23 protein-coding genes and 1 rRNA gene are annotated in these 24,797 nt (G+C 71.9%); 7 read left to right on the top strand and 17 right to left on the bottom strand.

Annotated features, from left to right (window positions below):
* Both KDK95_RS26880 and KDK95_RS26875 read right to left on the bottom strand, forming a co-directional pair.
* A 16S ribosomal RNA gene (locus KDK95_RS26880) occupies positions 1-107 on the bottom strand; the annotation flags it as partial.
* Between the two features lie 483 nt (positions 108-590).
* Positions 591-1,595, bottom strand: coding sequence for a stage II sporulation protein M (locus KDK95_RS26875; protein WP_212521086.1), 1,005 nt, complete (start codon positions 1,593-1,595; stop codon positions 591-593).
* A 104-nt stretch (positions 1,596-1,699) separates the two neighbouring features.
* Between KDK95_RS26875 and KDK95_RS26870 the strand changes: the two genes are divergently transcribed.
* Positions 1,700-2,569, top strand: a complete 870-nt coding sequence (locus KDK95_RS26870; RefSeq protein WP_212521085.1) for an RDD family protein — start codon at positions 1,700-1,702, stop codon at positions 2,567-2,569.
* Here KDK95_RS26870 and ahcY read toward each other — a convergent pair.
* The 6 genes from ahcY to KDK95_RS26840 form a co-directional block, all read right to left on the bottom strand.
* On the bottom strand, positions 2,487-3,938 hold the full coding sequence (gene ahcY / locus KDK95_RS26865) for an adenosylhomocysteinase (RefSeq protein ID WP_212521084.1): 1,452 nt from the start codon (positions 3,936-3,938) through the stop codon (positions 2,487-2,489). The genes KDK95_RS26870 and ahcY overlap by 83 nt on opposite strands.
* A 98-nt stretch (positions 3,939-4,036) precedes the next feature.
* Positions 4,037-4,375 carry a WXG100 family type VII secretion target gene (locus tag KDK95_RS26860; RefSeq protein ID WP_212521083.1) on the bottom strand — a complete coding sequence of 113 codons (339 nt, stop codon included), beginning with the start codon at positions 4,373-4,375 and terminating at the stop codon, positions 4,037-4,039.
* A 68-nt stretch (positions 4,376-4,443) separates the two neighbouring features.
* Positions 4,444-5,577: an SIS domain-containing protein gene (locus tag KDK95_RS37910; protein ID WP_212521082.1), complete on the bottom strand. Its 1,134-nt coding sequence runs from the start codon at positions 5,575-5,577 to the stop codon at positions 4,444-4,446.
* Between the two features lie 4 nt (positions 5,578-5,581).
* Positions 5,582-5,764: a Trm112 family protein gene (locus KDK95_RS26850; protein WP_249161942.1), complete on the bottom strand. Its 183-nt coding sequence runs from the start codon at positions 5,762-5,764 to the stop codon at positions 5,582-5,584.
* 14 nt (positions 5,765-5,778) lie between these two features.
* A complete protein-coding gene (locus tag KDK95_RS26845) occupies positions 5,779-7,170 on the bottom strand; it encodes a phosphomannomutase/phosphoglucomutase (RefSeq protein ID WP_212521081.1) in 1,392 nt (463 codons plus the stop codon).
* 48 nt (positions 7,171-7,218) lie between these two features.
* Positions 7,219-7,626, bottom strand: a complete 408-nt coding sequence (locus KDK95_RS26840) for a DUF3499 domain-containing protein (protein WP_212521080.1) — start codon at positions 7,624-7,626, stop codon at positions 7,219-7,221.
* A gap of 197 nt (positions 7,627-7,823) precedes the next feature.
* On the opposite strand from KDK95_RS26840, the gene KDK95_RS26835 reads away from it, so the two are divergent.
* On the top strand, positions 7,824-8,186 hold the full coding sequence (locus KDK95_RS26835; RefSeq protein ID WP_249161941.1) for a metallopeptidase family protein: 363 nt from the start codon (positions 7,824-7,826) through the stop codon (positions 8,184-8,186).
* 173 nt (positions 8,187-8,359) lie between these two features.
* On the opposite strand, the gene KDK95_RS26830 is transcribed toward KDK95_RS26835, so the two are convergent.
* From KDK95_RS26830 to KDK95_RS26820, 3 genes are all read right to left on the bottom strand, one after another.
* On the bottom strand, positions 8,360-9,928 hold the full coding sequence (locus KDK95_RS26830) for a DUF5719 family protein (protein WP_212521079.1): 1,569 nt from the start codon (positions 9,926-9,928) through the stop codon (positions 8,360-8,362).
* Positions 9,925-13,908 carry a glycosyltransferase family 2 protein gene (locus tag KDK95_RS26825; RefSeq protein WP_212521078.1) on the bottom strand — a complete coding sequence of 1,328 codons (3,984 nt, stop codon included), beginning with the start codon at positions 13,906-13,908 and terminating at the stop codon, positions 9,925-9,927. Before KDK95_RS26825 ends, KDK95_RS26830 begins: the two co-directional genes overlap by 4 nt.
* Positions 13,909-14,109: 201 nt before the next feature.
* Positions 14,110-14,367 (bottom strand): WhiB family transcriptional regulator, encoded by a 258-nt coding sequence (locus tag KDK95_RS26820; RefSeq protein ID WP_307844687.1) that lies wholly within the window; start codon positions 14,365-14,367, stop codon positions 14,110-14,112.
* Between the two features lie 656 nt (positions 14,368-15,023).
* Between KDK95_RS26820 and KDK95_RS26815 the strand changes: the two genes are divergently transcribed.
* From KDK95_RS26815 to KDK95_RS26805, 3 genes are all read left to right on the top strand, one after another.
* A complete protein-coding gene (locus KDK95_RS26815) occupies positions 15,024-15,389 on the top strand; it encodes a hypothetical protein (protein ID WP_212521077.1) in 366 nt (121 codons plus the stop codon).
* A 92-nt stretch (positions 15,390-15,481) separates the two neighbouring features.
* Complete coding sequence (cofD, locus tag KDK95_RS26810) at positions 15,482-16,468, top strand: 2-phospho-L-lactate transferase (protein ID WP_307844684.1); 987 nt, start codon at positions 15,482-15,484, stop codon at positions 16,466-16,468.
* On the top strand, positions 16,465-17,781 hold the full coding sequence (locus tag KDK95_RS26805; protein ID WP_212521076.1) for a coenzyme F420-0:L-glutamate ligase: 1,317 nt from the start codon (positions 16,465-16,467) through the stop codon (positions 17,779-17,781). The genes cofD and KDK95_RS26805 overlap by 4 nt, the downstream gene beginning before the upstream one ends.
* Before the next feature lie 27 nt (positions 17,782-17,808).
* On the opposite strand, the gene KDK95_RS26800 is transcribed toward KDK95_RS26805, so the two are convergent.
* The 4 genes from KDK95_RS26800 to manB all read right to left on the bottom strand — a co-directional run bounded on the left by KDK95_RS26800 (position 17,809) and on the right by manB (position 21,513).
* Positions 17,809-19,035 (bottom strand): RNA polymerase sigma factor, encoded by a 1,227-nt coding sequence (locus KDK95_RS26800; protein WP_212521075.1) that lies wholly within the window; start codon positions 19,033-19,035, stop codon positions 17,809-17,811.
* Positions 19,032-19,358 carry a YciI family protein gene (locus tag KDK95_RS26795; protein ID WP_212521074.1) on the bottom strand — a complete coding sequence of 109 codons (327 nt, stop codon included), beginning with the start codon at positions 19,356-19,358 and terminating at the stop codon, positions 19,032-19,034. Before KDK95_RS26795 ends, KDK95_RS26800 begins: the two co-directional genes overlap by 4 nt.
* Positions 19,359-19,461: 103 nt before the next feature.
* Positions 19,462-20,385, bottom strand: a complete 924-nt coding sequence (locus KDK95_RS26790; protein ID WP_212521073.1) for a DNA-3-methyladenine glycosylase family protein — start codon at positions 20,383-20,385, stop codon at positions 19,462-19,464.
* Between the two features lie 30 nt (positions 20,386-20,415).
* Positions 20,416-21,513: a mannose-1-phosphate guanylyltransferase gene (gene manB / locus KDK95_RS26785; RefSeq protein ID WP_212521072.1), complete on the bottom strand. Its 1,098-nt coding sequence runs from the start codon at positions 21,511-21,513 to the stop codon at positions 20,416-20,418.
* Positions 21,514-21,680: 167 nt separating this feature from the next.
* Here manB and KDK95_RS26780 point away from each other — a divergent pair, with 167 nt between their 5' ends.
* On the top strand, positions 21,681-22,430 hold the full coding sequence (locus KDK95_RS26780; RefSeq protein ID WP_212521071.1) for a TIGR03089 family protein: 750 nt from the start codon (positions 21,681-21,683) through the stop codon (positions 22,428-22,430).
* On the opposite strand, the gene KDK95_RS26775 is transcribed toward KDK95_RS26780, so the two are convergent.
* Both KDK95_RS26775 and KDK95_RS26770 read right to left on the bottom strand, forming a co-directional pair.
* Positions 22,406-23,422: a glycosyltransferase family 2 protein gene (locus tag KDK95_RS26775; RefSeq protein ID WP_212521070.1), complete on the bottom strand. Its 1,017-nt coding sequence runs from the start codon at positions 23,420-23,422 to the stop codon at positions 22,406-22,408. The genes KDK95_RS26780 and KDK95_RS26775 overlap by 25 nt on opposite strands.
* A gap of 64 nt (positions 23,423-23,486) precedes the next feature.
* Positions 23,487-24,005 carry an acyl-CoA thioesterase gene (locus KDK95_RS26770; protein ID WP_212521069.1) on the bottom strand — a complete coding sequence of 173 codons (519 nt, stop codon included), beginning with the start codon at positions 24,003-24,005 and terminating at the stop codon, positions 23,487-23,489.
* 53 nt (positions 24,006-24,058) lie between these two features.
* Here KDK95_RS26770 and KDK95_RS26765 point away from each other — a divergent pair.
* On the top strand, positions 24,059-24,797 hold a 739-nt coding region (locus tag KDK95_RS26765; protein ID WP_212521068.1), incomplete at its 3' end, for a DUF2207 domain-containing protein.

The raw sequence follows: 24,797 nt of genomic DNA, 5'->3' as shown, positions 1-24,797 counted from the left end.
CTCACCCGTTCGCCACTAATCCACCCCGAAGGGCTTCATCGTTCGACTTGCATGTGTTAAGCACGCCGCCAGCGTTCGTCCTGAGCCAGGATCAAACTCTCCAAAAAAGAATTCAAAACCTGGCTAATTAACATCCCGACGGGGGTCGGGACAAACTAGCCAAAGTAAAACATTTGGCATCGTAAACAAATGACACACTGTTGAGTTCTCAAGAAACAGACACACTCACCGCCTACCCGAACCCCTGCGGATCCGTCTCAGCGACCGGTGCTACTTCGTTTCACTGCTTTCCTTCTGCGATTAACCTTACCACAGTCGGCGATTGCCTCTTGCGCTTCGCTTGATTTGGTCTTAAGCTTGTGCTTTTGGACCTCATCGGTGCGTCCCGCTTGACCGCAACCCTTCCACCTTAGCCACCCGACTCTCTCGAGTCAAGCGGCTGGATTCGCGAACTTTTCGGTCCGTTCCTCCGTGGCGGTGTTTAAGAGTATGCACCACGGGGGAGCGATCTGGCCAATCCCCAGGTGACACGGGGTCAGAAAGCTTGCCGGGGCGCGTTTAACGGCTGGTCCGGCTCCGCGACGGCCCGGTCAGGCGACGACGGGGAGCTCGTCGACGCGGTCCACGGCGCTCAGGTCGCCGGTCTCGCCGCGCAGGTAGGCGCGGCGGCCCGCGATGAAGACGTAGGCGAGGAATGCCAGCTCCACGGCGGCGCCGATTCCTATGCGCACCGCGGCCGGCAGGCCGGATGGCGTCACGAATGCCTCGATGAAGCCCGAGCACGCCAGCGTCAGCACCATGCCGATCGCGACGACGCCGGTGATCCGGCCCTCCTCCTGCAGCGCCGTCACCCGTGAGCGGTCCCCCGGCGCGATCAGCGTCCAGCCGAGTTTCAGGCCCACGCCCGCCGCGATGAAGACCGAGGTCAGCTCCAGGAAACCGTGCGGCAGGATCAGCTCGAAGAAGACGTCGCCGCGGCCGGCCGAGACCATGTACGCCCCGTCCACCGCTATGTTCGCGCTGTTGGAGAACAGCATGGGCAGCACCGGGATGCCCAGCAGGATCCCGGAGAACAGCGCCTCCCAGGCGATGAAGAAGTTGTTCGTCCAGACCTTGAAGGCGAAGTCCCGGGCCGGCGCAGAGCGGTAGTACGTCTCGAAGTCGCCGCCCGGCTTCGTCAGCTGCCGCACGTAGTCCGGAGGCAGCAGTTCATTGCGCGCGGACGGATCGTGGGCGAGCCAGATCCCCAGCACCAGCGCCAAGAGCAGCGAGACGACCGCTGTGATCCCCCACCACCACCGTGCGCGGTACAGGGCCGCTGGCAGTTTGGCGGTGAAGAAGTCGCCGACGACCGCCCAGCGGGCCACTCTCGGTGCGGTCAGCGCGGCTCGGGAGAGCGCGAGCGTGCTGGAGAGGCGGCCGACCATCTCGGCGTCCGGCAGGTTCGTGCGCACGACGGAGAGGTCGCGTGCCGTCGCCTGGTGCAGCGCGAGCAACTCGTCGACTTCCGTGACGGTGAGACGGCGCTGCCGAGCCAGGCGGTTGAGCCTGTTCCACTTCGGAGCGTTCCTCACCACGAAAGCGTCGATGTCCACGCGCACACGCTAGTGCTCCCCGCGGGTTCCCGGCCAGGGCGAGGTTGCCGTAGCTTGGATCCCCGCAGCAGATCCGTGGACCGTCGCGAGGGTGGGAGCAGACCGTGTCCGAACTGGTGGTCGCCGAAGGGGTGGCGCTCGAACTGCGTCCCGCCCGGCTCGGCAGCCGGGCCGCGGCGCTCGTGCTCGACCTGCTCCTGATGGGTGTGCTGTACGAGGTCTGCTACCAGCTGCTGAAGGCGCTGGCCGGCTCCGGGGCCTCCAGCGACACGATCTACGCGCTCAACATCGTCTCGCTGCTGCTGGTCGCGATCGGCTATCCCCTGGTGTGCGAGACGGTCAGCTCGGGGCGCTCCGTCGGCAAGCTGGCCGCGGGACTGCGCGTGGTCCGGCTGGACGGGGGCCCGGAGCGCTTCCGGCACGCGATGGTGCGCGCGATGGCCCTGCTGTTCGCGGACATCGGCCTGCCGATCACGCTCATCAGCGGGCTTCCGGTACTCATCCTGCTCGGGCTGCCCGGAGCGGTCGCGGTGGCCTGCTCCCGGCAGGGGCGGCGGCTCGGCGATCTGCTCGCCGGGACGATCGTGGTCCGGGAGCGGACCGAGGCCGGCGTGGGCACGATGCCGATGCCGCCGCACCCGGAGCTCGCGCGCTGGGCCGCCGCCGCCCGGGTCGAGGACGTGCCGCCCGGGCTGATCCTGGCGGCGCGCCAGCTGCTCTCCCGCGTCTTCGAGCTGGATCGGTCCGCCGCGGGCGAGCTCACCGAGGAGCTCGCCCGGCAGGTGGCCGAGTACGTCACCCCGCACCCGCCCCGCGGTGTCGCGCCGTACCAGTACCTGGTGGTCGTCACCGCGGAGCGGTACCGCCGGGAGGTCGGCGGCCAGCCGGGGTCTAGTAGCGGTAGGTCTCCGGCTTATACGGGCCCTCGACCGGGATTCCCAGGTAGGCGGACTGGCGCTCGCTCAGCTTCGTGAGCTTCACGCCGAGGGCGTCCAGGTGCAGCCGGGCGACGTGCTCGTCGAGCTGCTTCGGCAGCGTGTAGACGCCGATCGGGTACTGCTCCGGCTTGGTGAACAGCTCGATCTGCGCGAGCACCTGGTTCGCGAAGGAGTTGGACATCACGAAGGACGGGTGCCCGGTCGCGTTGCCCAGGTTCAGCAGCCGGCCCTCGGACAGGATGATCACGGTGTGCCCGTCCGCGAAGCGCCACTCGTGCACCTGCGGCTTGATCTCCTCGCGCACGATGCCGGGCGTCTTCGCCAGGCCGGCCATGTCGATCTCGTTGTCGAAGTGGCCGATGTTGCCCACGATCGCCTGGTGCTTCATGTTCGCCATGTGCTCGGCCAGGATGATGTCCCGGTTCCCGGTGCAGGTGACGAAGATGTCGCCGATGCCGACGACTTCCTCCAGCGTGGTGACCTGGTAGCCGTCCATGGCGGCCTGCAGCGCGCAGATCGGGTCGATCTCGGTGACGATGACCCGCGCGCCCTGGCCGCGCAGCGACTCGGCGCAGCCCTTGCCGACGTCGCCGTACCCGCAGACGACGGCGACCTTGCCGCCGATCAGCACGTCGGTGGCCCGGTTGATGCCGTCCACGAGGGAGTGCCGGCAGCCGTACTTGTTGTCGAACTTGGACTTGGTGACCGCGTCGTTGACGTTGATCGCCGGGAACTTCAGTGTGCCGGCCTGCGCCATCTCGTAGAGCCGGTGCACGCCGGTGGTGGTCTCCTCGGTGACGCCCTTGACCGACTCGGCGACCCTGGTCCACTTGGCCGGGTCCGCCTTGAGCGAGGCGCGCAGCGTCTCGAGGATGACCAGCCACTCCTCGGAGTCGTCGGCGGCGCCGGCCGGGACCTCGCCGGCCTTCTCGAACTCGGCGCCCTTGTGCACGAACAGGGTGGCGTCGCCGCCGTCGTCCAGGATCATGTTCGGCGTCTGGCCGTCCGGCCAGGTCAGGGCCTGCTCCGTGCACCACCAGTACTCGGCCAGCGTCTCGCCCTTCCAGGCGAAGACCGGGACGCCGCGCGGCGCCTCGGCGGTGCCCTCCGGGCCGACGGCGATGGCCGCGGCCGCGTGGTCCTGGGTGGAGAAGATGTTGCAGGAGGCCCAGCGCACCTCGGCGCCGAGCGCGACGAGGGTCTCGATGAGCACGGCGGTCTGCACCGTCATGTGCAGCGAACCCGTGATCCGCGCGCCGTGGAGCGGCTTGGCATCGGCGTACTCGCGACGCACCGCCATCAGGCCGGGCATCTCGTGCTCGGCCAAGCGGATCTCCTTGCGGCCGAACTCGGCCAGCGAGAGATCCCGCACCTTGAAATCGGACAGCACTGCGACCTGGGTCATGGAGACCAGTCCTCCGAGCTAGTAGGCAAGGCACTACGCGACGTGAGTCTAGCCAGGCGGCCGATTTCGTGTCAGAGGACCGGCGGGGCCGCGCCGGATCAGGCGGTCCAGATTGACGTGACCTGGGCCTCGGCCTGGCTGTAGGAATCGTGCGTCTCCAGCAGCAGCGTGGCGATGCTGCGCAGCACGTGGTTCAGGTCGTCCGCGGCGCTGACCCATTGCTGGTGCTGGTACTGGAAGCCCTCGGCCGCCTTGCCCGACCAGCTGGCGAACATCGGGGCCACCATGCGGTAGAGGTCGTCGAGCAGCGTCTGCACGGTCTGACTGGTAGACCCCGCCTTCGCCGCCACCTCCTCGATATCCGCGAAGGTGACCTGTACTGCCCCGTCGGCCATCGTCGAGCTTCCCCCAGCTCCGTCCGGCGCTTCTGTGCTCACTTCATGAAATTCTACACGGGTCCGGGGTAGTGTCGCAGCACAGTGTTATCGCTTGGTTAGACAAGCCTTCACTGGGCCGTGCGCAGCCGGAACTCCTCGATCGCCTTGCCCTGATCCGGGCCCGCGCCGACCGCGATCGCGAGGTAGCAGGCCGTGAAATCGGCCAGCGCGATCAGGTACGCGGCGCGCTCGAGGGTCGTCGACTGCTCGGCGACGACCGTGGTCAGCGGCAGGTTGCGCTCGCCGACCATCGCCTCGACGACGGAGGCGCGCGGCTCGACGCCGGCCTCGGACAGCAGCACGAAGGCGGGGGCGGAGGCGCCCGTCCGGGGGCCGTCCAGCTCCGGATCGTAGAAGAGGTCTGCTTCGGACGCGCCGGCCGAGCCGTCGAGCAGCCCGAGCTGCCCGCGGCCGAGGTCGGGCAGCGAGGCGTGCAGCACCGGACGGCCGGCCCGCAGCGCGGCCTGGTCGGCCAGCCGGGCCGCGGAGATCGTGGCGACCGGCCCGGCGCCCCACGCGGCCACCGGGTGCTCGGTGGCGCGCAGCGCGATCTCCTTGGCCGGGTTGACGAAGGTCTCCTGGCTCGGCCGGAAGCGCACCGCGGCGTCGTCCGCCGCGGTGGCCGCCGCCTCGTAGGACTGGGCCGGCACGACGCCCGCGGCCTCGACCGCGAGCAGCGCCGGGATGGTGACGGACCACAGCCGGGCCCAGATCGGGGCCGACTCGTCCGCCATGCCGATGAGCGCCGCCCTGGCCTGGCCGGCCAGCGCGGCCACCTCGGATCCCGGCGGGGCGACCACGACGATCCGGCAGCCGCGCCGGCCGGCCTCGGTCAGCGCGGCGCCGATCTCCGGGGAGCGGCCGGTGGTGGAGGCGACCACGACGAGGTCCATCGAGCCGATCCAGCCCGGCAGGGCGGGGCCGGGCACCGAGAGGATCGGCACGTTGGCCCCGGCGCCGACCACGGCGGCGATCAGCTTGGCCACGGTCGCGCCGGTGCCGTAGCCGAGCACCACGACGGCGCGCGGACGGCCCTCGGCCTTGACCGCGTCCAGCGCCTGCCCGGCCGCCGGGTCCAGTTCGCGCAGCGCGGCGGCCCGGCGGATCCGGGCGCCGCCCATCGCCACCAGCCGCAGCGTGCCGCCCTGGTCGGCGTCCTCCAGGGCCTGCGGATCGGCCAGCAGCTCCTCGGGCGTGGTCACGGCGCTACGCGACCTTCCGCGCCTCGTCGATCAGCAGCACCGGGATGTGGTCGCGCACCGGGTACGCGAGGCCGCAGGAGGCGTCGGTGCACACCAGCTCGCCGGCCTCGGCGTCCTCGCGCAGCGGGGCGTGGCAGCTCGGGCAGGCCAGGATCTCCAGCAGGCTCGGCTCGATCAGGGTGCTCATGTGCTCTCTGCCTTTCAGGCGCGGACGATGGCGAGGACCTCGTCGCGCAGGGCGGCGACCTCGTCGGTGCTGCGCGCCTCGATGTTCAGGCGCAGCAGCGGCTCGGTGTTGGACGGGCGCAGGTTGAACCACCAGCCCTCGGCGGGCAGCGCGACGGTCATCCCGTCCAGGTCGTCGATCTCGACGCCGTCGCGGCCGGCGAAGGCGGCGCGCACCGCGGCGGTGCGGCCGGCCTGGTCGGAGACCTCGGAGTTGATCTCCCCGGACGCGCAGTAGCGCTCGTACTCGGCGCCGAGCTCGGACAGCGGACGCGGCTGCTCGCCGAGCGCGGCCAGCACGTGCATCGCGGCCAGCATGCCGGTGTCGGCCTTCCAGAAGTCCGCGAAGTAGTAGTGCGCGGAGTGCTCGCCGCCGAAGACCGCGTCGTGCTCGGCCATCTGCTGCTTGATGAAGGAGTGGCCGACCCGGGTGCGCACCGGGGTGCCGCCGTGCTCGCGGACGATCTCCGGGACCGCGTGCGAGGTGATCAGGTTGTGGATGATCGTGGCGCCCGGGTGCTTGGCCAGCTCGCGCACCGCGACCAGCGCGGTGACGGCGGACGGGGAGACCGGCTCGCCCTTCTCGTCGATCACGAAGCAGCGGTCGGCGTCGCCGTCGAAGGCCAGGCCCACGTCCGCGCCGACCTCGACGACCTTCTTCTGCAGGTCGATCAGGTTCTTCGGGTCCAGCGGGTTGGCCTCGTGGTTCGGGAAGGAGCCGTCCAGCTCGAAGTACATCGGCACCAGGTCGATCGGCAGGCCGTGGAAGACGGTCGGCACGGTGTGCCCGCCCATCCCGTTGCCCGCGTCCACGACGACCTTCAGCGGCCGGATCTCGCTCAGGTCCACCAGCGAGCGCAGGTGCGCCGCGTAGGCGGTGAGCAGGTCGCGCTCGGAGATCGAGCCCTGCTTCTCGGCCGGGGTGAACACGGAGCCGGGCTCGGCCAGCTCGCGGGCGGCGAGCTCGCGGATCTCGGACAGGCCGGTGTCCTGGCCGACCGGGGCGGCGCCGGCCCGGCACATCTTGATGCCGTTGTACTTCGCCGGGTTGTGGCTCGCGGTGAACATCGCGCCGGGCAGGTTCAGGTGGCCGGAGGCGAAGTAGAGCTGGTCCGTGGAGGCCAGCCCGATCTTGACGACGTCGGCGCCCTGGCCGGCCGCGCCGCGCGCGAAGGCGTCGGACAGGTCCGGGGAGGAGGGCCGCATGTCGTAGCCGATGGTGATCGCCGTGGCGCCGAGGACGCGGACGAACGCCGCGCCCAGAGCCTGCGCGATGGACTCGTCGAGGTGTTCGGGAACGGTGCCGCGGACGTCGTACGCCTTCACCAGGTGGGTGAGGTCGCCAGCGGTCGGGTGCGGGGCGGTCACGGTGTGTCGGCTCCGTTTCGGGTCGGTCGGGGTCCGTCCCCGCAGAGCCTACCGGTTGGCCGTGAACGCGGAGCCGTCCGCGTCGTCGACCGGGCGCAGGTGGCCGCGTCGCGGCGGGCGGTCCCCCGGGTGCACCGGCCTGGCGGGTTGCTCGACGCTCGGGGGCGGCGCGGGCTCGGGCGCGCGAGCCGCCTCGCGCACCGCGATGGCCAGCGCCTCGAGGTCGTCGGTGGACGGGGCGCGACGGCCGGACTCGGGCGGCGACAGCCTGACGATCTGCCAACCGCGCGGCGCGGTGAGCCGCTCCGAGTGCTCGGCGCACAGGTCGTAGCAGTGCGGTTCGGCGTAGGTGGCGAGCGGTCCGAGCACGGCGGTCGAGTCCGCGTAGACATAGGTCAGCGTGGCGACCGCCTGGCGACCACAGGCGGTGCGCGAACAGCGACGGACAAGGCTCACGTGCGCGAGTGTATTGCGATACGGGGCCGGGCGGCCATACGCCGCGCCCGTCGTTCTTCACACAAACGCGGACTGCCTGACTGTGTATTACTGTCAGTGGCGTGCATGGTAAGCCGGGAATCCCCTCCTCACCGCCGCCGGGACAGCCGCGCCGGCGCAAGACGCGCGACCGCCGGGGGCGGGGAATCCGCGGGCCGTTGGCGCCGGCGGAGCTGCCGCTGAGCCTGACGCGGGCGGAGAAGTTCGACGATCTGGTGCTGGACGCGGTCGAGCGGCTCGAGCAGCGCTGGCCGCAGCTGGCGGCGGTGGAGTTCGCCGTCGAGCAGGTGCCGCCGCCGGGGGCGGAGTACTGGTCGGCGGATCCGGTGCCGCTGGGGCGGGCCATCCGGGCGGCGCGCGGGGAGCCGGACCGGATCGTGGTCTACCGGCGGCCCACGGAGGTGCGCGCGGCCACCCAGGCGGAACTGGTGCCGCTCGTGTACGAGGTCGTGGTCGAGCAGGTGGCCGAGCTGCTGGGGCTCGACCCGGAGATCATCGATCCCGAGACGGACGAGGACTGACGCGCGGCGCGAGGACTGATGACGCGCGGGGAGGGCTGACGCGCGGCGGGGGCTGACGGCCGGTCAGCAGGGGTCCGGAGAGCGATCAGCCCTCGTCCGGAGTCGTCCCGCGAGGGCTGATCGGCGTTCGCGCCGCGGCCTGCCGCTCTGGGCTCCGGGGCCGGGTCTTCGGCCTAGTTCTGCGGGACCAGGCCCGAGGCGTCCTGGCCGACGGCCGGGACGGTGACGGACTCGGCCGCGGTGGTCATCGACTGGATGCTCAGGTTGCCGCCCGACCCCTCGATGCGCCCGGCGTAGACGTTCTGCGCGCCGCCGAGCGGGGTGACGGTGACGGCGAAGTCGCCGCCGGCGCCCTTGGGCGCGGACAGCGCCTCGTCGATGGTCTGGCCGGCCGGGACCGAGACGGTGGCCGAGGCGGTCGCGGGCGTGGTGCCGGAGCCGGTCTCGGTGATCTTCACCTGGGCGGCCGAGCTGCCGGTGTTGGTCAGCGTCAGGACCGAGTTGGACGTGTTGTCCGCGATGATGCCGTCGCCGGTGAGCGCCTGGACCGGGCTGATGTACGCGGTGTCCTGGCCGCCGTTGCCGGACTGGCTGATCTTGACCTCGCCGACGATCGCGGTCGAGCTGCCGTTGCCGCTGACCGGCAGGCACTGGTTCGCGGCGCTGTTCGAGCCGCACACCTCCAGCGCCGCGTACTCCCCGGAGGTGGGCACCGAGCTGAGGTCGACGGTCGTGATCTTGCCCTGGACGAGGTTGCCGCTGAACGAGCCGACCGCCGGGGTGATCGTCGAGTGGCCGACCCAGCGCAGCGTCACGGACGCGGCGCCGGTCGGGGCGAGCAGCGAGAGCTGCACCTTCTCGTTGTCCTCGGCCTGCGGGATGCCCGGGAAGACGAGCGACGTCGCGGACTTCTGGCTGGCCACGAAGTCTCGGCCGCCGCCGCTGCCGTCCCAGTCGAGCACCGAGGCGCCGATCCGGCCGGCGGTGACGACGACGTGGATCGCGTACGGCGCGCCCTGCTTCGCCGAGTCGAGCGTGTTGACCAGCTCGGAGCGCTGCGAGTTCGCCGCGATCGTGATGCCCTGCAGCGAGGTCGCCTCGGCCTGCTCGAGCTGGCCGCTCGCGGTGTACATGGTGATGGTGACGCTGGCCGCCTGGCTGTCCACGTTGGCCATGTTCAGCATCGAGTACGCGTTGTTGTCGGTGCCGAGGCCGACGAACCAGAAGTCGGTATCCGGGCTGCCGCAGTTGGTCGAGGCGAGGCCGTGGGTGCCGCTGGTCGAGCCGGAGGGCATCGTCTCGGTCATGGTGAGCCCGGCCGCGTCGGCGCCGGAGGCCGTCGCGTGCACCGGGGCGTTGACGTCCTCCGCGGCCTCGGAGCCGCCGGAGACGCCGGTCGCGCCGCTCAGCGTGCCGGCCTTGCCCGCGGTGAACAGGCTGCCGGTGCCGCCGCTCTGCGTCACGGATTCGGACGACGGGCCGGAGACCGACACCGTGCCCGGGGCGAACGTGGTGATGTTCGTCGAGCTGCTGTCCTTGACGAGCGGGCAGACGAGCGACGCGCTGCTGACCGCCGTCGTGCTGGACTGCGCGGCCTCGGAGGAGTTCGCGGAGCCGGACGCGGGCTTGGCGTAGCCGTAGCCCAGGCCGATCACCAGGGCGCCGATCACGATGCCCGCGACCTGGACACGACGGCCGACGCCCGCGACGGGCCCGAGTCGCGACTGCTTGTTCTCGCTCATCGGCCCCAGCCTTCCTGACCGTGCTGCTCCTGCGCGCCGTAGCCGGGGTACTGCTCGAACTCCGGATACTGCTCGTCAGCGTTCGGGTACTGCTGTTCCTGGCTCTGGTAGTGCTGCTCTTGCTGGTACTGCTCCGGCTGGTACTGCTCCTGCGGATACTGCCCGTGCTGCTGGTACTGCGGATCCTGGTACTGCTGCTGGTACTGCTGCGGATCCTGGTACTGCTGCTGCTCGTAGCCGTAGGACTCCTGCTGCTCGGCGTAGCCGTACTGCTCGTAGCCCTGCTGCTGCGGCTGCTGGGGATACGACTCGTAGTTCTGATACGCGCCGGACCGGTCGTACGCCTGGTCGTAGTCCTGCTGCGGGTACGACTCGTACGACTGGCCGTACTGCTGGTAGGCGCCGGACTCGTAGCCGTAGTCGCCGCCCTCCGAGCGGTAGGCGTCCGTGCTGGCGGCCTGTGAGGTCTCGTAGACCGGGGCCTCGTAGTCGGGAGCCTCGTAGTTCTCCGTGGCTGGAGCCTCGGCCTGCAACGGCACCGGGACTGGCTCCTGCGGCGCCTCGTACGCCTCATACGAGGACTCGTAGGCTCGCGGTCGCTCGCGGGCCGGCGCGGGCTCGTACGCGGGCTCCGCGGCGGCGGCGGCCACGGGCTCCGGCTCCGGCTCGGGGTCCGGCTCCATCCTGCCGGGCTCGCCGGCGGCCGCCGCGGCCTGCGCGTACTCGTCCTCCTCGTCGTGCTCGTCCTCGGGACGGCGGCCGAAGGGCAGCGCCATGATGAGCGCCGCGGCGAACGCGACCGCCTCGCCGACGAGCCAGAGGGTGTGCGTGTACGACTGGTACCCGATGGTGATCGTGCCCGCGCCGGCCGGGACGTTCCACGCCTGCAGACCGTCGGAGAGCGTGGTGGCCGTCAGCTTCTGGCCGTTCTCCTTCGCGGTCCAGCCGCCGTCCGCCGCCTCGGCGAGCACCAGCACGCGCCCGGCCGAGCCGCCCGGGACGTTCACCGTGGCGGTGACGTCCTGCGAGCAGACCGCCGCGGCGCCCTGCGCGTCGGTGCCGGGGTTCGCGGTCGAGCCGCTGCACTGGTACTGCAGCGCGATCGCGGCGCCCTTGGCGTCCTGCAGCGTGACTCGGCCGACGGTTCCGTTGACCTGCCAATACTCGGTGGACGAACCGGTACTGCCGGTCAAAGTGTCCTCGGTCAGGCCCGAGGTGGCGCCGAGCGCGTTGGTGATCGACGCGGGTACGGAAGAGGCCGCCCAGATGTAGCCGATGTCGAGGGCCGCCAGGCTCTGGGCCGCGTTGCCGCCGCTGCCGGAGAGCAGCTGGCCGACGAGCGTGTTCAGCTTCGCGGTCTGCGCGGACGTCAGGTGGATGTCCGCGTCGCCGAGGACCGGTCCGCTGCCGCGGGCCACCGTGTAGGCCACGGTTCCGTTCGCGCCGGCGGTGAGCGTCAGGGTGCGCACCTGCGCCGCGCTCTGGTTCTCGGCCGCGAGGTACTGCGGCAGCCCGGCGGAGACGCGGCCGACCGGGGTCTCGGCGCCGCGCAGCAGCCACCAGCCCCCCGCGGCGACCGGCGCGAGCACGGCGGCGGCCGTGACCAGGACGCTGACCGGCTGGCGCCAGCCGAACTCGGCCCCGGCGATCCGCTCGCGGGCGCCCTCGGCGCCGACCAGGGTCGCGGTGATCAGGCCGAAGCCGAGCAGCGCGGCGGACACGCCGGGCCACGGCACGACGCCGACCGCCGAGTCGGTCGCGGTGACGGTCGTGCGGGTCAGGAAGAGCGCGGAGACGAAGCCGAGCAGCGCGATCATCCACGCGGAGATCACCACGCGCCGCCGGGTGCCGCGCAGCAGCGCGGCCAGCGCCGTGAGCAGCAGGCCGGCGCCGAACCAGTACGGGTAGGTGCCGGGGCCGCCCGGGTCGCCGAGCAGCAGGCCGAGCGGGGTCGAGCTCGGCGAGTCCAGGCCGTAGCCGGGGGCGCCCATCTCGGTCAGGAACGAGCTCGGGTGCTGCAGCAGCGTCACCGACCACGGCGAGAGCACGACCAGCGGGGTGCCCAGCACGATCGCCATCCGGGTCGCGGTGACGAAGAGGTTGGAGCGGGTGCGCCAGGCGACCGAGACGAGCGCGATCGCGCCGGCGACGGCGGCCAGCGCCCAGATCACCGGGGCGAAGGCGGTCGCCAGCATCAGCATGAAGGCGCACGTCCACGCGGAGCGGGTGCTGCCCTTCTGGCTCCGGCTGCCGACCGCGCCCGCGGCGCTGGTCACGATCAGCGGCAGCAGCGCGACGGCGACCGCCGAGCCGAGCCGGCCGGAGGCGATGGCGCCGAGCGAGACGGACAGCAGGCCGTAGGCGTAGCCGCCCCAGATCCGCAGCACCGGCGAGTCGGTGACGCGGCGGAAGGCGTAGGAGGCGCTCAGTCCGGCGAGCGGCACGGAGCCGAGCAGCAGCACCAGGACGGCGAGGCTGGCCTTGCCGAACAGGATCGTGGACAGCAGCGCGAGCAGGCCGAGGTAGGCCGGCGCCTCGGTGTTGGTGCCGAGGCCCACGCCGTGCCACGCGGAGATGTACTCGTGCCACAGGTCGCTGGAGCCGCCCGGGGTGGGCAGCAGTGCGCCGCCGGCCAGGGTGCCGCTGAACAGCAGGCTGTGCCCGGCGATCAGGGCGACGGCGGTCAGGCCGAGGCCGACCGCGATGATCGGCTTCTTGACCAGCCGCTTGAGCAGGCCGAAGGAGTCGGTCTCGAGGGTCTCGGCCTCCTCGGAGACCGGTCCGGACTCGACCGAGCCGTGCCGCGAGGTGGCCGCGCCGATGTCCTGCCGCTCCTCGCCGCGGATCTGGGTGAGCAGGTTCTCGAACGCGGCCCGGGTGAGCGCGCCGCGCGGCGGCAGCAGCATGGCCACTTCGAGCGGGTCGGCCTCCCGGAACCTCCGGCGGGACGCGCGCCCGCGCAGTATCCGGTCCGGCCGGGCGGCGAAGCCGAGCATCGCGAAGAACTCGTCGGAGGCCAGGCCCGGGCTCTTGGCGATCAGGTGGCCGAGGACCCGGAAGAAGGTGCCGACGATCAGCCGCAGGTACAGCAGCGGCCACAGGATCGAGGGCCGGTTGACCGCGACGGCGTAGAGCGCGTGGGTGCGGTCGAGCAGCTGCGGCCGGTTCGGGCCCGCGTCGACCCGGCGGCGCTCGCGGGCCGAGGCCTCGGCGTGCCGGATGACGGCCTCGGGCGCGACGATGACGCGGAAGCCGGCGTTGTTGGCCCGCCAGCAGAAGTCGAGGTCGTCGCGGAACAGCGAGATGGCCCGGTCGAAGCCCTTGAGCTGGTCCCACACGTCGCGGCGGATCAGCATGCCGGCCGAGCTGACCGAGAGCACCGGGCGGACCTCGTCGTACTGGCCCTGGTCGTGCTCGCCGCGCTCGAGGCCGGTCCAGCGGCGGCCGTTGCCGGCGACGGTGACGCCGACCTCGAGCAGCTGCCGGCGGTCGTACCAGCCGTGCACCTTGGGGCCGACGACGGCCACGTGGTCGCTCGGGTGCTCCGCGGAGTACTCCTCGGCGGTCAGCAGCAGCTGGCCGAGGCAGTCCGGGGAGGGGGCGCTGTCGTCGTGCAGCAGCCAGACCCACTCGATGGGGGCGTCCGCGTCGTAGCCCACCTCGTCGTAGCCGACGGGCTCGGAGTTCTTCAGCCCGTAGGCGACGGCGGTGCCGTATCCGGTGGAGCGCTTGCGCTCGAGCACCAGCTCGGAGCCGAGCGCGTCGCGCAGCAGGTCGGCCGAGCGGTCCCGGGATCCGGTGTCCACGGCGATCACGCGCTGCACCGGGCGCTGCTGGTTCAGCAGCGCCTCGAGCACGGTGGGCAGCCAGCGCTCCCCGTCGTGGCTGACCAGGACGGCGGTCACGACATGGCGGCGCAGCGCTTCATGCGGATTGGCGGCGTACGCGCGGGAGCGCGTCGGCGGTGCGTACTGTGACATGCGAGGCGACGACCCGGGTCTCGACGGCGTTTGTCCTTGCCTGCTGACACGCTTTCGCGCCGCACGGCGGTTGCCCCACCCTAGTAGACGCGGCCGGAAATCGGGGTGCCGTCACGTGAATTGTCCGTATTGATACGGAAATCCGGGACAAAATGCCGGGCTTCGCCCGGCTCGGGACCGGCGGTGCGGCGGCCGGCGCGGTTACGCAGCCTTCTTCTTCAGTCGGCGCCGCTCGCGCTCGGACAGGCCGCCCCAGATGCCGAAGCGCTCATCGTGCGCCAGGGCGTACTCCAGGCACTCGGCCTTCACCTCGCAGGCGAGGCACACCCGCTTGGCCTCGCGGGTGGAGCCGCCCTTCTCCGGGAAGAAGGACTCCGGGTCGGTCTGCGCGCACAGCGAGCGCTCCTGCCAGCTGAGCTCCTCGTCGAAGCCGCCGTGCAGCGGGAAGACCTCGGTCACGTTCTCGCCTCCCGTCCTGTGTGCCACGCACGGCGCGCGGAGGCTCGCCATCCGCCGCTGCCCCGGCATCGTCCGTACTCTCATCGCCTGCCCGGGACCGTGCGAACACGGCCCGTTCCCATTCCGACCACCTCTGATGACGCGGCGTCACAATCCGGTGGCCTGATGGAAATTACACGCGCGTCGTTCCAGGGGCGTCAAGCCGGGATCTGATAGCGGAGGGCTTATTCACTCGGAGGGAGCAGCGTCAAGGAACGTCGCCCGGCGTGTCCCGCAGGGGTGTCACCTGCGGCGCCGCGAGACGCGTGGGAGGGGCCGTCGAAAGGGCTTGGTCCGATGAATTGCACCCGATCGAGTGAACAACCCGCTGACCACGGTGGGTAGGCGCCCGCCTGCGGAAAGCCGTCCGTGGCCGGTGCGTGCACGCACCGTGTCCGGACCGGCGTGCTACCCTCGTCGCATCATGAGCGGGCTTCGAGTCGTCCTCGGCGAGCGCCCGGCCGGTCCCCGGCCGGAGCGCGGCGCGAGCATGCCCTCGCTCGTCTCCCGCAGCTGTTGTCGTCGCTGTAGCTGAACCCGTCCGGGTGCGCTGAGCGCGGCGGACGGGGCAACCCTCCGCCAGCCGCAGACAGCCCCCACAGACGGGAACCCCGCTCATGGCTCCGCGTATCGCCGCGAACCCCGCCTCCATCACGCCCGACCTGGCGATGGTCCTGCACGACGCCAAGCCGCACCCGCAGCTCGGCGCCCCCGCGCCGCAGCCGCCGAGCACGGCCGCGCTGGGCAACGCGGCGGCGGCGATCGCGGCCGGACTCGCACTGCCGCCCGGGGCGCCGGCCGCCGGGCAGACGGACGAGGATCTCGCCGGGCTGCGCACCTCCTACCTGCTGCCGCCGGGCACCCGTGCCCGCGTGCACAGGACCGGGCCCTCGGGCGTGCTGCTGCTCGCCCCGTCCGGGGCGCCGCGCGCGGTGGCGATGGCGGCGCCCGGCGTCTACGTCGTCGTCGAGGTCGCGAGCTGAGGTCCGCGAGCTGAGGTCCGCGGGCCGAGTCCCCTGGCCGAGTCCCGCGAGCTGAGTCCTCGGCTGTAATGCGGGTGCCATAAGCTCATTTCGTGAGCGCTTTCCACTTGAAGAAGATCACCGTGCTGGCGGGCGGGGTCGGCGGGGCGCGGTTCCTCGAGGGGCTGCTGCGGGCCGCTCCGGGGGCCGAGGTCACGGTGATCGGCAACGTCGGGGACGACATCACGCTGCACGGGCTCCGGGTCTGTCCCGACCTGGACACCGTCATGTACACGCTGGGCGGCGGCATCCATCCGGAGCAGCGCTGGGGGCGGGACGACGAGAGCTTCGGCGTCGCGCGCGAGCTCGCCGAGTACGGCGTGGGCCCGGACTGGTTCACCCTCGGCGACAAGGACATCGCCACCCATCTGGTCCGCACCCAGATGCTCGAGGCCGGCTATCCGCTGTCCGCGGTGACCGAGGCGCTGTGCGCGCGCTGGAAGCCGGGGGTGCGGCTGCTGCCGGCCACCGACGACCGCGCCGAGACCCACGTCGTGGTCCGGGACGAGGAGAACAAGCGCTCGGCGGTGCACTTCCAGGAGTACTGGGTTCGGCTGCACGCGCCGGACGCCGAGCAGATCGTGTTCGTCGGCGCCGACGAGGCCAAGCCCGCGCCCGGCGTGCTGGAGGCGATCGCGGAGGCGGACGTCATCGTCCTGCCGCCGTCGAACCCGGTGGTCTCGATCGGCGCGATCCTGGCCGTGGGCGGCACCGGCAAGAACATCAGGGACGCGGTGATCTCGGCCCGGGCCCCGGTCGTCGGCCTGTCCCCCATCATCGGCACGGCCCCGGTGCGCGGGATGGCGGACAAGGTGCTGGCCGCCGAGGGGGTGCAGACGACGCCGTCCGCGGTCGCCGCGTATCACGGCGCCGATCTGCTGGACGGCTGGCTGGTGCACGACACGGACGTGGACCAGGTGGCCCCGGTCGAGCAGGTGGGCATCCGCTGCCGCGCGGTCCCGCTGCTGATGAAGAGCCTCGACGCGACGGCCGAGATGGCCCGCGCGACGCTGGAGTTCGCCGCGGAGCTCGCCCGATGAACGCCCCCGGCTTCTCGGTGAGCGCGGTGCAGGGCCTGCCGGAGATCCAGCCCGGCGACGACCTCGCCGCGCTCATCGCCGAGGCCGCCGGCGCGCAGCTGGAGGAGGGCGACATCCTCGTCGTCACCTCGAAGATCGTCTCCAAGGCGGAGGGCCGGATCCGGCAGGCCGCGGACCGCGAGGCGGCGATCGACGAGGAGACGGTGCGCCCCGTCGCCCGCCGCGACTCCCTGCGCATCGTGGAGAACCGGCTCGGCCTGGTGATGGCGGCCGCGGGCGTGGACGCGTCGAACACCGCACCCGGCACCGTGCTGCTGCTGCCGCAGGACCCGGACCGCAGCGCCGTGGAGCTTTCGGACGGGATCCTGCGGCTGCGCGGCGTCCGCGTGGGCGTCATCGTGTCCGACACCTTCGGCCGGGTCTGGCGGGCCGGATTGGTGGATCAGGCGATCGGGGCCGGGTACGTGACCGTCGTGGACGATCTGCGCGGCGCGACCGATTCGCACGGGAACGAGCTCGCCGTGACGGTCACGGCGGTCGCCGACGAGCTGGCGGCGGCGGGGGAACTGGTGAAGGGGAAGCTGGGAGGGAATCCGGTGGCACTGGTCAAGGGCCTGAGCGCGGCGGTGACGAAGGACGCGGGCGGGGGCGCGCGTTCGCTGCGGCGGCCGAGCGAGCTGGACCTGTTCTCGATGGGCACGGCGGAGGCCCGCGCGCTGGGCCGCTCGGAGGCGGTCTTCGCGCGGCGCACGATCCGTTCGTTCACCGCCGATCCGGTGGACGCGAAGGCGGTGGAGCGCGCGGTGGCCGCAGCGATCACGGCCCCGGCGCCGCATCACACGACGCCGTGGTCCTTCGTCGAGGTGCGCACCCCCGAGGTGCAGACGCGGCTGCTCGACGAGATGCTGGCCGACTGGATCAGGGATCTGCGCGGTGACGACTTCAGCGAGACCGCGATCGACAAGCGCGTCAAGCGCGGCGACGTGCTGCGCGGGGCTCCCGTGCTGCTGGTGCCCTGCCTGACGATGGAGGGCTCGCACACGTACCCGGACGATCGGCGCAACACGGGCGAGCGCGAGATGTTCCTCGTGTCCACGGGCGCCGCGATCGAGAACCTGCTCGTGGCGCTGGCCGTCGAGGGCCTGGGCGCGGCGTGGATCTCCTCGTCCATCTTCTGCCGTCCGACGGTGCGCCGGGTGCTGGAGCTGCCGGAGCACTGGGACCCGATGGGCTGCGTCGCGATCGGCCACCCGGCCGCCCCCGCGCCGGATCGCCCGCCGCGCAAGGTCGAGTCGTTCCTGGTGCGCCGTTAGAGGTGCGCCGTTAGTAGCGCATTTGGCTCACGGTCCGGCGAGCTGGTCACGACGGCGGACGAGGTACGCCGTCTCCTCGGCGTTGCCCGCGAGCGCGATCGCCGCGCCGTACGCCGCCCGGGACTCCTTGCTGCGGCCCAGCCGCCGCAGCAGTTCGGCGCGGGCCGCGTGGAAGGGGCGGTAGCCGGTCAGCGGCAGTCCGTCCAGCTGCGCCAGCGCGACTTCCGGGCCATCGAGCTCGGCGACCGCGACCGCCCGGTTGAGCCGCACGACCGGCGACGGGTCGAGGCGCGCGAGCTGATCGTAGAGCGCGACGACCTGGGACCAGTCGGTGTCCCGGATGTCGCGGGCGTCGGTGTGGACGGCATTGATGGCGGCGAGGATCTGGTATCGGCCGGGCGGCCGGCCTGAGGCGAGCCGCTCCCGGACCAGCGCGTGCCCCTCGGCGATCAGTTCGCGGTTCCAGGCGCCGCGATCCTGCTCGTCCAGCGCGACGAGTTCGCCGCTCGCCGACACCCGCGCGCCGCGGCGCGCCTCCGTCAGCAGCATCAGCGCGAGCAGGCCGGCCACCTCGCCGTCCGCGGGCATCAGGGCACGTACCAGCCGCGTCAGCCGGATCGCCTCGGCGGTCAGTTCGCCGCGCACCGGCGGCGTGCCCGGTCCCGAGGCGAGGTAGCCCTCGTTGAAGATCAGGTAGAGGACGGTGAGCACCCCGGCCACCCGGTCCGGCAGGTCCTCGCCCGCGGGGACGCGGTACGGGATCCGGGCCGCCCTGATCTTCTCCTTCGCGCGGGTGATCCGCCGCCCCATCGCGGCCTCCTGGACCAGGAACGCGCTGGCGATCTCGGACACGGTCAGCCCGCCGAGCATCCGCAGGGTCAGCGCGACGCGCGTCTCCATGGCGAGCGCGGGGTGGCAGCAGGTGAAGATCAGCCGGAGCCGGTCGTCGTCGACGGCGCCGAGCGGTTCGGGGGCGTCGGACGGCATCAGCGCCTCCCGCTGCTTCTCCGCGCGCTTCGCCTCGCGCCGGAGCCGGTCGACGGCCTTGCGGTGCGCGGTGGTGGTGAGCCACGCGCCGGGGTTCGGCGGGACGCCGTCGGCGGGCCAGCGCTCGACCGCCGTCGCGAACGCCTCGGCGGCCGCCTCCTCGGCGACGTCGAAATCGCCGAAGCGCCTGGCCAGGGTCGCGACCACGCGGGCCCACTCGGCCCGGTGGACCCGGGCGACCGCCGCGGCGGCCTCGGTCGCGCTCACAGGAACGGCCGGACCTCGACCTTGCGGTTGCAGGCCTTCGATCCGTCGGTCGCCAGCCGCAGCGCCGCGTCCAGATCGGCGGCCTCGACGATCCAGAAGCCGATGAGGAACTCCTTCGTCTCCACGAACGGCCCGTCGGTGACCACGGCCCGCTCGCCGCGGTTGTCGATCACGGTGGCCGTGTCCGGGCCGCCGAGGCCGCCGGCGAAGACCCAGTGGCCGTCGGCGATCATCCGGTCGTTGAAGACGTCGATCGCGGCCGTCTCCTCCGGCGTGGCCAGGTCGAGGCTGTCGGTGATCACGGAAAGCAGGTACTGCGCCATGGGGATCGTCTCCTTCGTCGCGCGGCCGCCGCTCGGGCCGCCTCTCACCACTACAACGAACGCCGCCGACCGGATCGGACACACGCCGCGGAGATTTCCTCGATCAGCGCTTCTGCAGCAGGAGCCGGACCGCGCGCTGCCGGTGCGGCGCGAAGGGTTCGAGCAGACGCAGCATCTTCTCGTCGTCGTACGAGCGGTCGCCGGGCTCGCCGAGGATGCCGCAGATGATCCGCGGCAGGTGCAGGTCGCCGACGCTGACCAGGTCGGCGGCGCCGTGGCTGCGCTGCAGGGTCTCGGCCGCGGTCCACGGCCCGATCCCGGGGAGCGTCTGCAGCTTCACGGCCGCCTCGTCGACGCCGACGTGCGCCAGCCGCTCCAGCGCCGGGGCCCGGCGGCAGGCCCGGATGACGGCCTCGGCGCGCTTGCCGTCGACCTCGGCGCGCCGCCACTCCCAGGACGGGATCAGCACCCAGACGTGCGGCTCCGGCATCACGTACAGGCCGCGCGGCATCGAGGCCGGGCCGGGCGCCGGGGTCCCGTACTTGCGCACCAGCGCACGCCACGCGCCGTACGCCGAGATCGTGGTGACCTTCTGCTCCAGGATCGCCGGGATCAGCGCCTGCACGACCTGGCCGGTGCGCACGAGGCGGACCCGCGAGCGGGTGCGGTAGGCCTCGGCCAGGACCGGATGGGCCGCGGCGAGCTCGGCGAAGCCGGTGTCGTCGTCCTCGGCGCCGAGCATCGCAGGGGCCTGTTTGACGAGCCAGTGGGCGCCCTCGCCCCACGCGTCGATCTCGACCTCGTCGTCGGAGGCCCGGCCGACGCGGATCCGCAGCGTGGCGGGGCCTTCCGGGGTGAGCGAGGTGCGCCAGACCGCGTTGACCGGGCCGTCGTCGGGGCCGTACTCCACCCGGTACGTCGGATCGCCGGTGCCGCGGCGCAGCGTCCGGAGCGTGCGCTGCACCTGCGTCGGAACGCCGCGCACGGAGGCCGATACCGCGGCCTCCGTGCTGGCTATCGTCGTCACAGCCAAGGAGCTTAGCCCCTGGGGGCCGCGTCAGCTGGCGTCGTGGCTGAACCGGACGGAGGAGTCCGGCAGTACCGCGTCGCAGGATACGCGCACGCCGCCGAGCAGTTCGTTGCCCGCGCCGACGTTCGCGCCGTCGCCGACGACCACGCCTTCGAGCACAGTGCCGGCGCCGATCCGGGCGCCGCGGCCGATGATCGAGTCGCGCACCGAGACGCCCTCCTCGATGACCGCCCCGGCGCCGATCACGGAGCCGTAGACCGCGGCGTCCGCGCCGACCCGGCCGTCGCGGCCGATCGTGGTGCCCGCGCCGAGCTGCGCGCTCTCGGCGACTTCGGCGCCGTCGAGGACGAGGGCCGCGTCGTAGCGCTCGCAGGTGCTGGCGGGCACGGCCGGCGAGGAGATCGCGCCGAGGACGAGGTCGGCGGAGCCGCGGGCGAACGCGGCCGGCGTGCCGAGGTCGAGCCAGTAGCTCTGCTCGACGACGCCGAGGACCTTGGCGCCGCGCTCGAGCAGGCCGGGGAAGGTCTCGCGCTCGACGGAGACGCGGCGGCCGGCCGGGATGCCGTCGATGATCTCGCGCTTGAAGACGTAGCAGCCGGCGTTGATCTGGTCGGTGACGATGTCCTCGGGGCGCTGCGGCTTCTCGCGGAACGAGGTGACCCAGCCGTCGGCGTCGGTCGGCACGAGGCCGAAGGCACGCGGGTCGGCGACCTTGGTGAGGTGGAGCGTCACGTCGGCCCCGCGCGCGGCGTGCTCGGCCCGCAGGGCGCCGAGGTCGACGCCGCTGAGGATGTCGCCGTTGAAGATCATGACCGGCTCGTTCGGCGCGCTGACCAGCTGGTCGGCGACGTTGCGGATGGCGCCCGCGGTGTCGAGGGGTTCGACTTCCTGCACGTAGACCAGTTCGAGGCCGAAGCGTGAGCCGTCGCCGAAGTACTCCTCGAAGACCTCGGGCTTGTAGGCGGTGGCGAACACGATGCGGGTGATGCCGGCCGCCTTGGCGCGCGCGAGCTGGTGGCTGAGGAACGGGACGCCCGCGACTTCGAGCATCGGCTTGGGGGTGTTGACGGTCAGCGGACGCAGCCGGGTTCCCTTGCCTCCGACCAGGAGGATCGCTTCTGCCACGGTTCGAGGTCTTCCTTCTCGTTGATCGATCAGGGATGGTGCGGCCATGCTTGCCGACGACGGTGAACAAACCGTTCGTCGGACCTGAACCCTAACTGATGACGCAGTCCCCAACGGGCCGCAGCCTGCGCATTGGTACGTTGTTACAGGTTTGTAGGCTAGTGCGCATGGCCACGGAACCCTCGGATCTCGCCGCCCTCTGGCGCACCTGCGTCGGGCGCAACGGACCGCGCCCCTTCTTGACGTTCCACGATTTCGGCACCGGTGAACGCGTCGAGCTCTCCTACGCGACGATGGACAACTGGACGTCCAAGACCGCGAACCTGATTCAGGACGAGTTGCTGGCGGATCCGGGCAGCCGGTTCCTGCTCGCGGCGCCGCCGCACTGGATGACGGCGGTCTGGGCGATCGCGCCGCTGCTGTGCTCGGCGGTCGTCTCGCCGTGGGGCGACGCGGCACGGGCGCGGTACGCGGTGGCCGGTCCGGAGGAGGAGCAGCTGGAGTACGCGCGGGCCTGCCGCGGCGAGCGGTACGCGCTCTCGCTGCTGCCGCTGGGCCGTCCGTTCGCCGAGGTGCCCGAGGGCTTCGCGGACTACGTGGTCGAGGTTCGCGTGCACGGCGACCGTTTCGCGGCGTTCGACCCGCCGAACGCCGATGCGCCCGCGCTCACGACTCAATCGGGGGAAGCGCTGACGCATCGTGAGGTGCTGGAGAAGGCCGCGGGCCGTGTCGAGGCCGGCGCGCGCCTGCTGATTCCGGTCGAGCAGACCTCGGCCGACGCCGAGGGCCTGATCGACTGGCTTTACGCGCCGATGGCCGCGGGCGGTTCGGTGGTGCTGGCCCGCGGCGGCGACGCCGAGCAGCTGGCCCGGCTGGCCGAGGTGGAGAAGGCTCAGCTGGTCAGCGTCGAGCGGTAAAGGGACTTCGGGGAGGTCAGGAATCCCCAGCCCCAGGAGAAGTGCATCGTGACGAGCACGAGCGGCAGGCGCAGCCGTACCCCGGCCGCCTGCCCTCGGCTCTCCTGGATCGAGCCGAGGAAGATGGCCATCAGGTAGCCGATCGGCGCGGCGGATCCGATGGCGAGCCACGGCAGCGTGAAGAACGAGGCGATGGTCATCAGCGTGCCGAGGATGACGGCCAGGACGGCGAGCGGCGGCGCGAGGTAGCGCAGGCTGGCCGTGCCGGAGTGGGTGCGCATCACGACGCGGCGCCAGCGGCCGTACTCGAAGTACTGCCGCGCGAGCGTGCGGAAATTCGGCCGCGGCCGGTACGTCACGTGGAGCTCGGGCGAGAAGTAGATCAGGTCGCCGCCCTCGCGGATGCGGTGGTTCAGCTCCCAGTCCTGCGCGCGGATGAAGGCCTCGTTGTAGCCGTGGTGCTTCTCGAGGACCTCGCGCCGGAACACGCCGAGGTACACGGTGTCGGCCGGCCCCGGCTCGCCGCCGGTGTGGTTCTTCGCATTGCCCACGCCCAGCTTCGAGGTCATCGCGATCGCGACCGCGCGTTCGAAGACGGTGACGCCCTCGGCGTGCATGACGCCGCCGACGTTGGCCGCGCCGGTTTCGCGCAGCAGCCGCACCGCGGCGGTGATGTAGCCGGGCGAGAGCAGGCCGTGCCCGTCCACGCGCACGACGATCTCGTGCCGCGAAGCGTCGATCGCCGCGTTCAGGGCCGCCGGGGTCCTGCCGCTCGGATTCGGCACGGTGCGCACGCGCGGATCGGCGGCGCACAGCCCGGCGGCGATGGCGTCGGTGCGGTCGCGCGAGGGGCCGAGGGCGATGACGAGCTCGATCTCGCCCGGGTAGTCCTGGCCGAGGATGTGGCTCACCGCGTCGGCGAGGTGCCGCTCCTCGTTGAGCACCGGCATGATCACCGAGACGGTGGGCCAGGTGGATGCGTTGTCGTTCATTGCGACATGGACCCTACAGGCCGCGGCGTGTCGGAGGCCACAGCACCTTTCCGCATGCGGACGGTCACTCCGCCTCGAAGGACTCCGAATGGCGGGAGGCGGCGATCGCCGCGCGGCGGGCGAGCCGGTGCTTGCGGCGGATCGTGGCCTCGTGGAAGCGCCGCTCGTCCTCGGCGCACTCCAGCTTGAGCGCCGGCACCTCGCGCGGCCTGCCGTCGGCATCGATGGCGACGAAGGTCAGGAACGCCGTCGCGACGTGCACCGGGGTGCGGTCCGGGACGTTCCACGGCTCAGCCTCGACCCGCACGCCGACCTCCATCGAGGTCCGGCCGGTCCAGTTCACCTGGGCGAAGGTGTGCACCAGTTCGCCGACGTGCACCGGGAAGAGGAACGCCATCTCGTCCATCGCCGCGGTCACGGCCGGCCCGAGGCTGTGCCGGGTGGCGACCATGCCCGCCGCGTCGTCGACCAGCTTCATCATCACGCCGCCGTGCACCGTGCCGAGCAGGTTCACGTCGGCGCCGGTCATCAGCCGGCTGAGGGCGATGCGGGAGGTCGCGGGGGAGACGGCGTCAAGGCTCATGGACTCATTCTCTCCCCTATTGTGGGTGGCGACCGACAGGGAGGGGCTGCCCGGTGCCGACTGATGTGGTGCTCGCGATCGGCAGTGCGGTGCTGTGGCTCGGCACCCTGGTCTGGACGCGCCGGCGCGGTCCGCGAACTGCGCGGGCCTTCGAGATACCGCGACTCCCGCCGGTCGCCGCCGCGGACGACGGTCCGGTCCCCGAGCCGATACGCCTGGCCCTGTGGAACGCGCAGCGGCACAAGTCGCAGCGCGACGAGGCGGCCGTGCTCAACGCCGTCGTGCTGGAGCTGGCCGATGCGGGACTTCTGCACATCGAACCCGCCGACTCGCAGCGGCCCGCGATGGTGAGCCCGCGCGTTCTGCCGCACGCGAGCCAGCTCCCGCCGTATCAGGCATCTGTCGTGGCCCGGCTGCTGCACCGGCGCGGCGTAAGCCGGCAGCCGGTTCCGCTGACGGCCCTGCAGCCGGGCGAGGACGACAAGGCGGACCGCTGGTACAAGGATTTCACGCGGCAGATCCGGGAGGCAGCCACGGATCGCGGGCTGCTGCAGCCGCCGGTGAACGTGCTGCGGCTCGGCCTTGCCGTCATCCTCGGCTTCCTGCTGAGCGACGCGGCGGCGACTGCCATCGCAGACCACGCGCACACGCATACGCTCAAGGCCGTTCTGTTCCTCGTGTTCTGCGCGCCGATGCTCGTCGGAGTCGGCTGGGCCTGCCGGGTGCGCCCGACGGCCGCCGGCCGTGAATTGCTCGCCGGGGCAACGGAATCCGCGCCCCCGCCCCCACCCG

The organism is Actinospica acidithermotolerans, assembly GCF_018139625.1.
GTDB lineage: Bacteria > Actinomycetota > Actinomycetes > Streptomycetales > Catenulisporaceae > Actinospica > Actinospica acidithermotolerans.
This window is presented reverse-complemented; position numbering and strand designations above follow the sequence as displayed.

Coding starts and splice junctions, on each gene's coding strand:
- ahcY (WP_212521084.1), bottom strand. CDS start 3,938: ATGACCCAGGTCGCAGTGCTGTCCGATTTCAAGGTGCGGGATCTCTCG.
- KDK95_RS26850 (WP_249161942.1), bottom strand. CDS start 5,764: ATGAGCACCCTGATCGAGCCGAGCCTGCTGGAGATCCTGGCCTGCCCG.
- KDK95_RS26830 (WP_212521079.1), bottom strand. CDS start 9,928: ATGAGCGAGAACAAGCAGTCGCGACTCGGGCCCGTCGCGGGCGTCGGC.
- KDK95_RS26825 (WP_212521078.1), bottom strand. CDS start 13,908: ATGTCACAGTACGCACCGCCGACGCGCTCCCGCGCGTACGCCGCCAAT.
- KDK95_RS26815 (WP_212521077.1), top strand. CDS start 15,024: ATGGCTCCGCGTATCGCCGCGAACCCCGCCTCCATCACGCCCGACCTG.
- KDK95_RS26805 (WP_212521076.1), top strand. CDS start 16,465: ATGAACGCCCCCGGCTTCTCGGTGAGCGCGGTGCAGGGCCTGCCGGAG.
- KDK95_RS26795 (WP_212521074.1), bottom strand. CDS start 19,358: ATGGCGCAGTACCTGCTTTCCGTGATCACCGACAGCCTCGACCTGGCC.
- KDK95_RS26780 (WP_212521071.1), top strand. CDS start 21,681: ATGGCCACGGAACCCTCGGATCTCGCCGCCCTCTGGCGCACCTGCGTC.
- KDK95_RS26775 (WP_212521070.1), bottom strand. CDS start 23,422: ATGAACGACAACGCATCCACCTGGCCCACCGTCTCGGTGATCATGCCG.
- KDK95_RS26770 (WP_212521069.1), bottom strand. CDS start 24,005: ATGAGCCTTGACGCCGTCTCCCCCGCGACCTCCCGCATCGCCCTCAGC.